The organism is Lentzea kentuckyensis (assembly GCF_002150765.1).
Lineage (GTDB): Bacteria > Actinomycetota > Actinomycetes > Mycobacteriales > Pseudonocardiaceae > Lentzea > Lentzea kentuckyensis.
On the sequence record NZ_MUYM01000056.1, the window covers coordinates 1 to 13,378 of the forward strand.

Annotated in this window: 15 protein-coding genes; 1 reads left to right on the plus strand and 14 read right to left on the minus strand. The window is 69.3% G+C overall.

Features of this window, described 5'->3' with window-relative positions; genetic code table 11:
* Nucleotides 1–760 (minus strand): ArsR/SmtB family transcription factor (locus tag B0F77_RS25025; protein ID WP_342746829.1); only part of this gene is annotated, 760 nt, incomplete at its 3' end.
* Here B0F77_RS25025 and B0F77_RS25030 point away from each other — a divergent pair.
* Nucleotides 697–1,962 carry an isocitrate lyase/PEP mutase family protein gene (locus B0F77_RS25030; RefSeq protein ID WP_086665426.1) on the plus strand — a complete coding sequence of 422 codons (1,266 nt, stop codon included), beginning with the start codon at nt 697–699 and terminating at the stop codon, nt 1,960–1,962. The two genes, B0F77_RS25025 and B0F77_RS25030, sit on opposite strands and share 64 nt — an antisense overlap.
* On the opposite strand, the gene B0F77_RS25035 is transcribed toward B0F77_RS25030, so the two are convergent.
* The 13 genes from B0F77_RS25035 to B0F77_RS25095 form a co-directional block, all read right to left on the minus strand.
* Nucleotides 1,931–2,890, minus strand: a complete 960-nt coding sequence (locus tag B0F77_RS25035; protein WP_086665427.1) for a lysophospholipid acyltransferase family protein — start codon at nt 2,888–2,890, stop codon at nt 1,931–1,933. The two genes, B0F77_RS25030 and B0F77_RS25035, sit on opposite strands and share 32 nt — an antisense overlap.
* A gap of 16 nt (nt 2,891–2,906) precedes the next feature.
* Nucleotides 2,907–3,944 carry an NAD-dependent epimerase/dehydratase family protein gene (locus tag B0F77_RS25040; RefSeq protein ID WP_086665428.1) on the minus strand — a complete coding sequence of 346 codons (1,038 nt, stop codon included), beginning with the start codon at nt 3,942–3,944 and terminating at the stop codon, nt 2,907–2,909.
* Between the two features lie 273 nt (nt 3,945–4,217).
* Entirely contained in the window at nt 4,218–4,319 is a 102-nt protein-coding gene (locus B0F77_RS25045) for a 30S ribosomal protein bS22 (RefSeq protein ID WP_015105422.1), read from the minus strand.
* Between the two features lie 120 nt (nt 4,320–4,439).
* A complete protein-coding gene (locus B0F77_RS25050; protein ID WP_030477960.1) occupies nt 4,440–4,652 on the minus strand; it encodes a helix-turn-helix domain-containing protein in 213 nt (70 codons plus the stop codon).
* A gap of 243 nt (nt 4,653–4,895) precedes the next feature.
* Nucleotides 4,896–5,705 carry a pyrroline-5-carboxylate reductase gene (gene proC / locus B0F77_RS25055; RefSeq protein ID WP_086665429.1) on the minus strand — a complete coding sequence of 270 codons (810 nt, stop codon included), beginning with the start codon at nt 5,703–5,705 and terminating at the stop codon, nt 4,896–4,898.
* A 10-nt stretch (nt 5,706–5,715) separates the two neighbouring features.
* Nucleotides 5,716–6,498, minus strand: a complete 783-nt coding sequence (locus B0F77_RS25060) for a thioesterase family protein (RefSeq protein WP_086665430.1) — start codon at nt 6,496–6,498, stop codon at nt 5,716–5,718.
* The gene (locus B0F77_RS25065; protein ID WP_086665431.1) at nt 6,495–7,391 is read right to left on the minus strand and encodes a proline dehydrogenase family protein; all 897 of its coding nucleotides are present in this window, start codon (nt 7,389–7,391) and stop codon (nt 6,495–6,497) included. Before B0F77_RS25065 ends, B0F77_RS25060 begins: the two co-directional genes overlap by 4 nt.
* 52 nt (nt 7,392–7,443) lie before the next feature.
* Nucleotides 7,444–8,289, minus strand: coding sequence for a sugar phosphate isomerase/epimerase family protein (locus B0F77_RS25070; protein WP_086665432.1), 846 nt, complete (start codon nt 8,287–8,289; stop codon nt 7,444–7,446).
* Nucleotides 8,286–9,569, minus strand: coding sequence for a hypothetical protein (locus B0F77_RS25075; protein ID WP_086665433.1), 1,284 nt, complete (start codon nt 9,567–9,569; stop codon nt 8,286–8,288). The genes B0F77_RS25070 and B0F77_RS25075 overlap by 4 nt, the downstream gene beginning before the upstream one ends.
* A complete protein-coding gene (locus tag B0F77_RS25080; RefSeq protein WP_086665434.1) occupies nt 9,569–10,549 on the minus strand; it encodes a Ppx/GppA family phosphatase in 981 nt (326 codons plus the stop codon). Before B0F77_RS25080 ends, B0F77_RS25075 begins: the two co-directional genes overlap by 1 nt.
* A gap of 27 nt (nt 10,550–10,576) precedes the next feature.
* On the minus strand, nt 10,577–11,257 hold the full coding sequence (locus tag B0F77_RS25085; protein WP_086665435.1) for a response regulator transcription factor: 681 nt from the start codon (nt 11,255–11,257) through the stop codon (nt 10,577–10,579).
* Nucleotides 11,254–12,426 carry a sensor histidine kinase gene (locus B0F77_RS25090; protein WP_086665436.1) on the minus strand — a complete coding sequence of 391 codons (1,173 nt, stop codon included), beginning with the start codon at nt 12,424–12,426 and terminating at the stop codon, nt 11,254–11,256. Before B0F77_RS25090 ends, B0F77_RS25085 begins: the two co-directional genes overlap by 4 nt.
* A gap of 188 nt (nt 12,427–12,614) precedes the next feature.
* Entirely contained in the window at nt 12,615–13,361 is a 747-nt protein-coding gene (locus B0F77_RS25095; protein ID WP_045309658.1) for a phosphoglyceromutase, read from the minus strand.
* Between the last annotated feature and the right edge of the window lie 17 nt (nt 13,362–13,378).

Sequence of the window (13,378 nt, forward strand, 5' to 3'; positions counted from 1 at the left end):
GCCACCCCAACTCCCCAGCAGACGTGAGCACGACCGCCCGAGAAGACCCAATCCGCCGAACCCACCCCCGCTCAAAAAACACCGAACAAAGGTGAGCCCCAGCCGCCCCAGCAAAATGCGGCACCCGCTCAGTCCAATCCAAACAAGCCCGACTGACCTGCCTCTTGGACGCCTCGAACCCGAGCTCTTTCAGCCACACCATCCCGGCCTCGGTGACTGCCAGCTCACCAGACACCACCCCCAACTCCACCAACCCGACCCGCAACGAAACCCCCAGCCGCCCAGCCAGGTGGTCGTAACAGGTCCGCCCCCGAACCAGAGCCTCCGAAGCAGCAGCCGCCCGCAGCCCGCGCGGCGCCGGATCAGGCCCAGCAAACCCAGCCATCGTCTCCAGCAACTCGGCCACGTGCGGCCCAGCCAGCGCCACGTACCGGTGGCGACCCTGGCGGTGCTCGACCAAGAGACCACCCTCGATCAGCCGAGTCAGGTGCTCGCTGGCCGTAGAAGGCGCCACCCGAGCATGCGCAGCCAATTCGTTGGCAGTCCAGGCCCGCCCATCCAGCAGAGCCGAGCAAATCGCCGCCCGCGTCCGATCCGCAAGCAGCCCGGCAACCTGAGCAAGTCCCTCCACAAAACCCATTCTGAGCCCACAACACTTCGGCCCCCACCGAACAGTCACCGCCCTACCGTCACCCCATGACCGAAGAGCTGCTGAACCTCCCAGTCCCGCAGGCCCCCGCAGGCGAGCACGGCATGGCATGGCTCAGGTCCACCGTCGTCCGCTTCAGCAACGGCCCAGAGCACACCCGCAGGCGCGCCCTGACGACCAGCCTCCTGGAGAACGTCACCGCCACCACCCTCGAAGAACTGGCAACCGCGCTGCACCTGCCCAACTCACTGGACGAGATCGCCAAGATCGCCCCGTGCTATCAACCGCACCTCCCGGCCACCGCAGAGGCAGACGCAGCCGTCGAACGGCTGGCGGGAACCCACGACGAGCAAACGGCCGCGAGGATCGGCCTGCTCGTACAGGCCTGGGCAGCCACGAACGCGCTTGCCGAGCACCTGGAATCCGGAAATCCCGCGCCGCCCGTACCGATCACCCGCAGGGCCACGGAAGCCGGCGTGATCGAGGTCAGCCTGAAGGACCACCCGTTCGGCCACGGCCCCCACGCCTGCCCCGGCCGGGAACTGGCCACGAAGATCGCCAAGAACATGGCGTTTCACTCGATGCACCACCAGGACGAGCCGCTGATCCTCCCCAACGCGTGGGACTACACGTCGGCCGCGGCCCTGTACGAGGCGGGTTTCCGGGCGATCGGCACGACGAGCCTCGGTGTCGCCGCCGCCCACGGCATCCCGGACGGCATGGGGCTGGCCGGTCGGCAGGCGACCGCGCTCGCCGCTCTCCTGAAGGACCTGCCCTGCCCGGTCACCATCGATCTGGAGTCGGGATTCGGCCAGGACCCCGCCGACCTCGTCGCGGGGCTGGACGCGGCAGGCGTGAACCTCGAGGACGGCCGCCCGCACGGCCTGGCCACACCGGAGGAGCAGGCTCTCCTGATCAGCAAGGTCAAGGAACGCGCGCCCGGCGTCTTCCTGAACGCGCGCATCGACACCCACTGGCACGGCATCGCCATCGAGGAGACCGAGGAGCGCGCCAAGCGCTACGTCGACGCCGGCGCGGACGGCATCTTCGTGCCCGGCCTGACCGACCCGCACGACATCGAGAAGCTCGCCGGCATCGCCCCGCTGAACGTCCTCGCCCAGCAGCGCACACCAAAAGAACTCGGCGACCTCGGCGTCAAACGGATCAGCACCGGCTCACTGCTGTTCCGGGCCGCGCTCCACCACACCGTCGCGACCGCGAGGGCCGTCCGCGACGGAGGAACCGCGGCAGCGTTCAGCTACGCCGAAGTCCAGGCCCTGATCAGCCCAGGAACACGTTCCGACGCTGGGTGAGCAGCCGGTACAGCGTCTGCTGGATCGTCTCCCGGATCTGGTCCGTCAGGTTGAAGACCAGCATCGGATCGTCAGCCGGGTTCTCCCCGAACACGTCCGTCCGGATCGGCTCACCGAACTCGATGTACCACTTGGACGGCAACGGAATGGCACCCAACGGCCCGAGCAACGGGAAGAACGGCGTCACCGGGAAGTACGGGAACCCGAACAACCGCGCCAACGCCTTGATGTCGCCGATCATCGGGTAGATCTCCTCGGCCCCGACGATCGAGCACGGGATGATCGGCACGCCGGTCTTCAACGCCGCCGACACGAACCCGCCGCGGCCGAAGCGCTGCAGCTTGTAGCGGTCCTTGAACGGCTTGCCGATGCCCTTGAAGCCCTCCGGCCACACGCCGACGAGCTCGCCGTTCGACAGCAGCCGCTCGGCGTCCGGGTTGCACGCCAGGGTCTGGCCGGACTTGCGGGCCAGCGCGCCCAGCAACGGCGTCCGGAACACGAGGTCCGCGCCGAGCATGCGCATGTGGCGCTGCGCGGGGTGCTCGGACGCGATGCCGTAGGAGGTCATCAGCGCGTCGAGCGGCAACGTGCCGGAGTGGTTCGCCACGATCAGCGCGCCGCCGGCCGTCGGGATGTTGGACAGCCCGATGGTCTCGACCCGGAACCACTTCTCGTACAACGGCTTCAGCGGCGGCATCAGCACGTTCTCGGTCAGGTCGCGGTCGAACCCGAACTCGTCGATCTGGTAGTCGCCCGCGATCCGCCTGCGCGCGAACGACAGCAGGTCGGCCAGCCTGCGTTCCCAGTCCGGTGTCTCGGACTGCTGCTGCGCGGGTTCGGGGACCACCTCGACGTGGCGTGATCTGCGCGCGGCGTCGCGCTCCGGGTCGTGCAGCGGGATAACGCGTGCTCCTGCCACTGCGTTCATCTCCTCAAGGCAAAGATCAGCGGAAACGAGCGGCTGCGTCGAGGATTCCCCGTTCCGCCGACGCAATCGTCTCTGGATCGACGAACGGCTTCAGGCCCCGGCCGCTCACGTAGTCGTCGAAGGCCTGCTGGGTGGTCCACCGCGGCGTGAACCCGAATTCCTTCTTCAGCTGGGTCGTGTCGACCACCCTGCCCCAGTTGAGGAACCTCATCTGGTCGGGCGAGAAGTCGACGAGCCGGGCGCTCCGGAAGAAGCCGCCGACCGTGGGCACGGCCATGCTGGGCACCGGCAGGTTCAGCCTGCCCGCCCGCCGGATGGCCTGCGACAGCAGCAGCACGCCGTCGCCTCCCACGTTGTACACACCGGGCAGGTCGTGCAGCGTCGCGCGCTCCAGGACCGCCAGCGCGTCCTCGGAGTGCAGCAGCTGCACACGAGCGTCGTAGCCCAGGACGGTGGGCACGACCGGAAGGGCGAAGTAGCGGGTCAGCACGGTGTCGATGCGCGGCCCGATGAAGTTCGTGAAGCGCAGTGTGGTGACGTTCACGTCCGGCCGGCGGCGGCCGAACCCGCGGACGTACCCCTCGACCTCGACGGCGTCCTTGGCGTAGCCGGACGACGGCAGGTCCTTGGGGCCCATGTCCTCGGTGAACACCGCGGGGTCGCGACTGCTGGACCCGTACACGGCGCTGGTGGACTTCACCACGAGCTTCTGGACCTTCGGCGACTTCTGGCACGCGGCCAGCAGCTGCATGGTCCCGATGACGTTCATCTCCTTCATCGCCGTGCGACCGGTGGGGCCGGCCGGGTTGGCGGTGACGGAGGCGTGGACGACCGTGTCCACGTTCGCCGTGGAGATGACCTTGCTGATCAACGGGTTGCGGATGTCCGCGCGGACGAACTCCGCCCTGCCCATCCGCCGCAGGAGATCACGTGGCGGCGGCTCGGTGTCCACACCGAGCACTCGCTCGATGTCCGGGTTCGCGGCGAAGCGCGCGGCGAGGTGACCGCCGAGGAAGCGGCTGACTCCGGTGACGAGGACGACCTTGGGCGTCATGCGACTCCAAGCACGAGGGCGTTGCGATTGGTCGATGCTACAGACCAGATGTGAAACCGGAGGGGGCCGGAACGCCGTCTTGACGCAGGTCACGCAGGCTTTACTGGCTAATCACCCGATCGGCGGCGACCGTTCCCGTGTTTCCTGCCGCTCGTCTCACTGGGTGATATCCGTGCCCGCGCAAGCACCCGGCCAGGTCACGGACGGACCTGGAAAAACGCAACCGCCGCCGACCCCGTGGAGGGACCGGCGGCGGTAAGAGCGCACGCGGGCTTACTTGCCGCGCTTCCTGCGCTGGACCCTGGTCTTGCGCAGCAGCTTGCGGTGCTTCTTCTTCGACATGCGCTTGCGGCGCTTCTTGATGACCGAGCCCATGCGGGTTCCTTAGCTCTAGACGTTGCTTTGACTGGCGCGCCCCAGCCTTGGCCGTGTCAAGCACGGCGCGCCGGTAAGCACGATCGGCCTACCAGTCTACCCGGCGGGGTTCGCCAGCCTTCAGCCAGCGTCGAAGTACGCGTTCTCGAGGTAGGCGTGCACCGCTTTTTCGGGCACACGGAACGACTTGCCGACCCGCACCGCGGGCAGCTCGCCGGAGTGCACCAGCCGGTACACGGTCATCTTCGAGACCCGCATCATCGAGGCCACTTCAGCCACGGTCAGGAACTGGACCTGAGCGAGACCTGTTCGTTCGTTCTCCTTCGCAGGCATACATCACCGCATCCTTCGACACGTGTCGTGCCGTCGGTCTTCCCCACCGACGGTTCGACACGCACGTGCTGCCTCTGAGAGTAGCGGGACTGGTGTGACTCCTGCGACGTCCAACTAGTCAGTTTCAGGAAACGCGGGGGCCCCGCGTGCGCTCCAAGTGAACGAAAGCTCCCCGCGTGCACTCCTGGCGCACGCGGGGACCCCGCGTACTGTCACGTAGTACGAAAGCGCCCCGCGTGCGGGTCAGTCTTCGTGCTGACGGCCGAGTTCGACGGAGCGGTCGCGCGCCGACTCGATCGCGGCGAGGAGGGCGGCACGGACGCCGTGCTTCTCCAGCTCGCGGATCGCCATGATCGTCGTGCCCGCCGGCGAGGTGACCGCCTCACGCAGGATCACCGGGTGCGAGGAGCCCTCGGCCAGCATCGTCGCCGCGCCGACGGCCGACTGGATGATCAGCGTCGAAGCCAGGTCGCGCGGGATGCCGAGCAGGATGCCCGCGTCGATCATCGCCTCGACCAGGAAGAAGAAGTAGGCGGGACCCGAGCCGGACAGGGCCGTCACCGCGTCCTGCTGCGACTCCGGCACCACCGCGACCTTGCCCACGGTCGAGAGGAGCTCCTCGACGACCTTGAGGTGCTCTGGCGTGGCGTTGGAACCGGCGGAGACCGCGCTCATGGCCTCGCCGACGACCATCGGGGTGTTCGGCATCACCCGCACGACCGGTGTGCCGGCCGGCAGCCTGCGCTCGTACAGCGCCGTCGGCAGGCCCGCGCACAGCGACACGATGAGCGTGCCCGCGCGCAGCACCGGCTTGAGCTCGGTGAGCAGTGGCTCGATGTCCTGCGGCTTGACCGCGACGATCAACACGTCGGCGTTGGCGGCCGCGCCGGGGACGTCCACCGCCTCGAACCCGTACTGCTCCGTCAGGGAGCGAGCCCTGGCCTCGTGCTTCTCGGTGAACATCAGATCGGCGGCCGAACGGCCACCCTGCAGAAGCCCGGACAGCAGCGCCTCACCGATCTTGCCCGCGCCGAGCACCGCGATCTTCGTCATCGGTCAAGTCTCACACAGCAGGGGTCAACGCCAACTGCCGTGCCTGACACACCAGCCGACCGGTTGCGTCGATCACCGTGGCGTCCTCGTCGAACCACTGCCCGTGCACCGCCTGGCAGGTGACGTGGATGCGCAGCCACCCCGGCGCCGGCCTGGCTCGCAGCAACGCGGTCAGCTGCACCGTCGGCGACCATCCGAAGCGGCCGAGGTTGAACGTCACCGGCATCGACAGGTCGCCCGCGAGCAACGCGAAGTACGGGTCTGGCTGCTCGTCGATGGGCCGCGCCCACAGCTTCAGCGTCAGCGGCCCGTCGGTGCGCCGGTCGAGGAACGTGGCCGACTCCCGGTCGATCCGCAGGTCGCAGAGGCTGCCGACCTTGTAGACGCCACCGGTCGGGAACGTCCCCAGCTCGACCGAGCCGGGCGGCGGCGCGGCCGGGATCGACGGCAGGTTCACGTAGTCGGCCCGGTGCTCCGGGATCCGGCCCGTCGTCACCGTCGCCTCGACGCACACCTGACCGCGCTGCTCCAGCGTCACGGCGACCACGGTGGCCGTCCGCCCCGCCTTGCGCACGTCCGTCCTGACCAGCACCGGACCGATCTCCGGTGCCCGCAGGAACTGGGCGGACACGGCCAGCGGATCGCCGTCGGCGACCTGCGCGGCCGCACGGGTCATGACCGCGAGCAGGAACCCGCCGTGGGGTTTGGGGCCGACGGTCCACTCGGCGGGCAGGGAGGCGGTGAAGGTTCCGTCACCGAGCGACCGGACCGCACTGGACTTGGTGAAGGTCATGAGCGGCTGGCCAGCGACCGCAAGAAAAAGGACACGTTGGCAGGCCGTTCTGCTAGTCGCCGCATGAGATATCCGTACCACTGCTCGCCATAGGGAACATAAACGCGCGTCCCGAGACGTTTCTGCTCTTCGGGCCGGATGCCGTACAGCATCTGGTACTCGAAGTCGGTTTTGTCATACCAGCGAGCCCGCTCGCCGATGATTTCGATCAGCCGAGGGTCGTGCGTCGCGAACATCGGATAACCCTCTCCAGCGAGGAGAACGTTCAGGCACCGCACGTAGTTCAGGTCGACCTCGTGCGGATCCTGGATCGCGACCTCGGGAGGCTCCGCGTAGGCGCCCTTGACCAGCCGAACCCTGCTTCCTGGCCCCGCGAGCTGCTTGCAGTCGTCCAGGGTCCGGTGCAGGTAGGACTGCAGCACCGCGCCCACCCACGGCCAGCTGCGCCGCAGCTCCAGCAGGATCCGCAGCGTCGAATCCGTGGTGGTGTGATCTTCCATGTCGAGGGTCACCGTCGTGCCGCACTGCTCGGCCGCGGCACAGATCCGGCTGGCATTCGTCAGGGCGAGCGCCTCGTCCAGGTTCTGCCCCACCGCGGAGAGCTTGACGCTCACCTCCGCGTCCTCGGCCAGTCCGGCGGCGTGCAGCGCGTCGAGCAGTTCCAGGTACGCCTGCACGGTCTTCTCGGCCTGCGCCTTGTCGGTGGTGTCCTCGCCGAGGTAGTCCAGCGTCACCGGCAGGCCGAGCCCGCGCACCACGTCGACGGCGTCCCTGGTGGTCTCGCCCGCGACGAACCGCTTCACGACGTCGCGGCTGATCGGCGCGCTGGCGACGAGATGGCGGACCGTCTCGTTGCGAGACGCGGCCATGATCAACGCTCGCAGCGGGTTCACACCACGAACCCTAACTCGCCAGTCGAATTACCGGTGTCTGGCCACCGCGACATCAACGCGGCAGTGCGGAACGGCTCTTCCCCGCGGTTCCCTCGACCGGAAACTCCAGGTGCAGCCGCGCGAACAGCAAAGCCTCCGCGAGCATCTCCTGCCGGGCGGCCGGTGATGCCGCACGCCGGGTGTTGACCTCCAGCACGACCTGGCCGTCGAACCCGCCCCGAGCCAGCATCTCGCACAGTTCGGCGCACGGCTGGGTGCCGCGGCCCGGCACCATGTGCTCGTCCTTGGGCGCGCCGGACCCGTCCGCGAGGTGGATGTGCCGCAGCCCGTCGCCCATCCGTTTGGCCAGCTCCAGCGCGTCCACGTGCGCGGCAGCCGAGTGCGACAGGTCCAGGGTGTAGTTGCGGTGGCCCACGTCGGTGGGGTCGATCGACGGCTTGAACGCGGTCATCTGCACCGACCGGCCCCGGCCCAGCGGCCGCCGCACCGGGAACATGTTCTCGACCGCGATGGCGATCCCGCTCTCGTCCTCCAGCGACGACACGAGGTCGGCGAACCCGTCCGCGTACTTGCGCTGCCATCGGAACGGCGGGTGCAGCACGACGGTCGGCGCGCCCAGGTCCTGCGCGGCCTGCACCGACTTGCGCAGCCGCTCGACCGGGTCCGGTGACCAGACCCGTTGCGAGATGAGCAGGCACGGGGCGTGCACGGCGAGAACCGGCATGCCCGATCGGGACGACAGGCGGTCGACGGCCCGGATGTCCTGCGACACCGGATCGGCCCACACCATCAGCTCGACGCCGTCGTAGCCCAGGTCGGAGGCCATCTGGAAGGCCGCTCCGGCGGGCTGCGGGTAGACCGACGCCGTGGAAAGCCCGACCGGGATGCGCGCGGTCAATTCTTCACCAGCAGCATCGCCGCTGGTGAGACCGTGACGATGAGGCCCACGAGCACGGCCAGGACGGTGGTCTGCAGGTCGTCCGCTCGGCGGATCTTTCTGACTAGCAACACCAGGCCCACGGTAACCGCAAGCGCCACGACGAGTGCGGCGGCGGGTACGGAGCGCCACAGGAAGTTGAACGCGAGCCACAGGGCCGCGCCGCCGAGCACGCCGACGGCGAGCTGGCCGATCATGATCAGCCATTCCTTGCCGGCCGAGCGCTGACCGGCGTCTTCCGGCTCCTCCGCCACCTCGTCGACGTCGTCGAGGCCGGCCGGGCCGTCTTCTTCCTCGTCGTCGTCCGCGAGGTAGTCGTCCTCGGCGCGGTAGGCGGCGTACTCCTGCGAGTCGTCGTCCACGTACGGGCCGGGGTGCGCCGCGGTCGACTCCATCGGCGCCATGGACAGGTCGGTCTGGACGTCCATGTCGTCGTCGGCGAACCAGGCGTCGGGCTGGTTGTTCGGCAACGGGTCCGGCAGCCGCGGCGGGGCGGGCGGCACGATCAGCACGGACTCGGTCTCGAGCGCGGCGATCTTGTCCACCGGCGCCTTGGCCGGGATGCGCGGGAGCTGCTCGGTCATCGCCTCGCGCGGCGGCATGCCCGCGGGCGTGGGCATGGACGCGGGCGGCGGGCCCGGCTTCGGCGGCCGGGTGATGTTCGTGCGCGACGGGGCCGGTGCGGGCGGCGCGCCCGCCTCCAGGCGCGAGCTCAGGTCGGGCCGGGGCATGTCCGGGCGCGAAGGCGCCTCGGGACGTGCGGCCTCGGGACGTGGCAGGTCGGCACGCGACGGCTGGTCGCGGACCTGCGGCACCTGCCGGGTCTGTTCGGCGGCCGCGACGGGCGGCGGCACGACGGGGGGAGGCTGCGGTGCGGGCGTGGGTGCCGGTCTGCGGACCTGCGGCGGCTGGGTGGGCGGAACGACCGGCGGTTTCGGCTGGTACGCGGTGCGCTCGGCGACCGCGGGCGGCGGTCCGACGGGCGGCGCGGGGGGTTCGGGGGCCGCGCGACGGCCGGGCTGCGGCTGGTCGTCGTCGCGGATCGCCATCAGCCGGCCGCTGTCGGACAGGACCCGCTCGATGATCGTCTGGGGCGCGGTCTCCGGCTGCTGGACGTCGTCCTCGTCATCAGCCGCCCGGCGGCGTCGCCGACGTGGCGCACTCTCTGCGCTGCCCCCGTACTGGGCGAGCAGCTCAGCGACTGTGCGCTGCGTCTGGTCCGATCCGCTCTCTCGACTCATCAACTCCACCGTGCCCCGTGCTGGCCAGTCCGTCCAGTATCGCTCTGGTCCGTCCCATCAGTGTGGTCCAGCCGTCGGAGGATGACACCCTCCCGGAGCGCCCAGGGGCAAATCTCCAGCTGCGTGAGTGACAGGGCTCGCATTGTTGCCTCCGCGACCAGGGCACCCGCGACGAGCTGGTGCGCGCGCGAGGTGCTCACACCTTCCAGTTCGGCGAGGTCACCGGCCGACATCCGGGAGATGAACGCGATCAGCTGCCGCAGGCCCGCGTCGGTGAGCACTCGGCGCGCTCTGGGCCCGGCAGACGATGGCGCGGCCCCGGTGAGCCGCGCCAGCGTTCGGAAAGTTTTTGAGGTCGCAACCACTCGATCGGGTTCACCCGCGCGTTTCAGCTTCCGCGCCACGGGCGCGAGCTGTTCGGCGAGCCAGTCGGTGGTCTCGCGGACCTCCGAGCGCCGGGGCGGGTCCTTCTTGAACCGGGTCCTGGTGAGCCGGCCCGCGCCCAGCGGCACGGAGAAGGCCATGTCGGGGCTCTCGTCGCGACCGACGGCGAGCTCCAGCGAGCCGCCGCCGATGTCGAGGCACAGCAGCTTGCCCGCGGACCAGCCGTACCAGCGGCGGACCGCGAGGAACGTGAAGCGGGCCTCGTCCTCGCCGGAGAGGACCTTGAGGTCGACCCCGGTCTCGTTGCGCACCCGGTCGAGCACTTCGGCGGAGTTGCCCGCCTCACGCACCGCCGAGGTGGCGAACGCCATCAGGTCCTCGCAGCCGGACCGCTTGGCCGACGCCTTCGCGCCGGCCACCGCTCGAACCAGCTGGTCAGAGCCCGCCTTCGTCAGCTGACCCTTCTCGTCGAGCTGCTCGGCGAGCCGCAGGATCGTCTTCTCGGACGTGGTCGGGATGGGGTGGGCACCACGATGCGCGTCCACCACCAGTAGGTGGACGGTGTTGGAACCCACGTCGAGAACGCCCAGGCGCACGCCGGAAACGGTACCTGGTCGTGTCCGTCAGGACTCGAACTTGTAACCGAGACCCCTCACGGTCACCAGGTGCCGCGGGGCCGACGGGTCCGGTTCGATCTTCGAGCGCAGTCGCTTGACGTGCACGTCCAGCGTCTTCGTGTCGCCCACGTAGTCCGCACCCCACACGCGGTCGATCAGCTGCCCCCTGGTCAGGACGCGGCCGACGTTGCGCAGCAGGTACTCGAGGAGGTCGAACTCCTTGAGCGGCAGGCTGATGTCCTCGCCCGCGACGGTGACGACGTGGCGTTCGACGTCCATCCGCACCGGGCCGGCCTCGAGGATCTGCGGGAGCAGGTCCTCGGACTCGCCGCCGCGGCGCAGCACCGCGCGGATGCGGGCGATGAGCTCGCGGGCCGAGTACGGCTTGGTGACGTAGTCGTCCGCGCCGAGCTCCAGGCCGACGACCTTGTCGATCTCGCTGTCCCGTGCGGTCACCATGATCACCGGCACGGCGGAGCGCTGCCGCAGCTGCTTGCACACGTCGGTGCCGCTCATGCCGGGCAGCATGAGGTCGAGCAGCACGATGTCGGCGCCGTTGCGGTCGAACTCCTCCAGCGCCTCCTGGCCGGTGGCCGCGAGCGCCGCGGTGAACCCTTCCTTGCGCAGCAGGAAGGCGAGCGGATCGGCGAAGGACTCCTCGTCCTCCACGATGAGCACCCTGGTCACAGCTCTCCTCCAGTGTCACCCGCGCCGGTGGGGACGAGGGTCGGGTTGGGTTCGGCCGCCGCGGCCGGAAGCCGCAGCGTGAAGGTGGAACCCGTTCCTGGCAGGCTCCACAGCTTCACCTCGCCGCCGTGGTTGGCGGCGACGTGCTTGACGATCGCGAGCCCGAGGCCGGTGCCTCCGGTCGCCCGCGAGCGAGCCTTGTCCACGCGGTAGAACCGCTCGAAAACCCGTGTCTGCTGGTCCTCGGCGATGCCGATGCCGCGGTCGGTCACAGCGATCTCGACGTGCCCGTCGACCAACCGGCGGCTGACGCTCACCGGACTTCCGGGAGGCGAGTACGCGACGGCGTTGTCCAGCAGGTTCGTCAGCGCCGTGACCAGCAACGACCGGTCACCCGGCACGACGAACCCGCTCGGCTCGTCGGTGGTGATCGAGATGTCGACGGACTCGGCGGCGAGCTTGGACCGCGACAGCGCCTCGTTGATCACGACGTCGATCTCGGTGTCGCTGAGCTCCGGCAGCTTCTCCGCGCCCTGCAGGCGGGACAGCGCGATCAGCTCGGTGACGAGCACGCCGAGGCGGGTGGCCTCCTGCATGATCTTCGCGCTGAACCGGCGGACCTCCTCCTGGTCGTCGCTCGCGTCCAGCACGGCCTCTGCCAGCAGCGCGAGGGCCCCGACCGGGGTCTTGAGCTCGTGGCTGACGTTCGCCACGAAGTCGCGGCGCGTCTTCTCCAGCCGCACCGACTCCGACTCGTCCGTGGCGTCGACGAAGATGAAGTCCTCGATGAGCTGCCGGACCTCGGCGTGCACGGCCTCCGGCTGCCGGCCGCCGCGCTGCCCGTCCAGCGGCGAGAGGTCCACGTAGACGACCTCGTTGCTGCTGCGGACGGCCTCCGCGGCCTTGCGGGCGCGGTCGTCGACGCGGTTGTTGCGCACGACCCCGAGCTCTTCCGCCCGCGGGTTGTGCAGCACGACGTCGCCGAAGTGGTTCAGCACCACGATGCCGTTGTGAGAGTCCCGGACGATCTGCTGGATCAGGTCACCGACCGTGAGACCCTCCGGCTTCTTCGGGCGCCGGGGAGCGGTGAACCGGCCGATGAGGAAAGCGGCCGTAGCGCCGATGAGCGCGAGGCCGATCGACACAGCGAGGTAACCCGTTGTGGTCACGAGGCGAATGGTAAGCAGCTCAGAGGTGTCTTGGCCTAGTGCGGAAGCGTGAACCGTGATACCCGCGACACCTCAATGGACGGTTGTTCCCGCCCAGGTCAGCCCCCGTTCACCCAACCGTGATGCTTCAAGTGCACGCGGGGACCTTTCGTTCACTCCACATGAACGAAAGGCCCCCGCGTGAGGTGTCAGCGGCCCTGGTTGGCGACGGCCGCGATGGCGTCCTTGGCGGCGTCGGGGTCGAGGTACTCGCCGCCCGGCTTGAGCGGCTTCAGGTCCTCGTCGAGGTCGTAGCGCAGCGGAATGCCGGTGGGGATGTTCAGGCCCGCGATGGCCTCGTCGGAGATGCCGTCCAGGTGCTTCACGAGCGCCCGCAGCGAGTTGCCGTGCGCGGCCACGAGCACGGTCTTGCCGGTGCGCAGGTCCGGCACGATCGCCTCGTCCCAGTACGGGAGCATGCGCTTGACGACGTCCAGCAGGCACTCGGTCAGCGGCAGGTCGGGGCCGAGGTCCGCGTACCGCGGGTCGGTGTCCTGGGAGTACTCGCTGCCGGGCTCGATGGGCGGCGGCGGGGTGTCGTAGGACCGGCGCCAGAGCATGAACTGCTCCTCGCCGAACTCCTCCAGCGTCTGCTTCTTGTTCTTGCCCTGCAACGCGCCGTAGTGGCGTTCGTTGAGACGCCAGTCGCGGCGGACCGGGATCCAGTGCCGGTCGGCGGCGTCGAGGGCCAGGTTCGCGGTCATGATCGCCCGGCGCATCAGCGACGTGTGCAGGATCTCCGGCAGCACGCCGGCTTCGCGCAGCAGCTGGCCGCCGCGACGGGCCTCCCGCTCGCCCTTCTCCGACAGGGGAACGTCCACCCATCCGGTGAACAGGTTCTCCGCGTTCCACGTGCTCTCGCCGTGGCGGAGCAGCACCAAGGTTCCGACAGACATGGCAGCTAGCCTGCCAT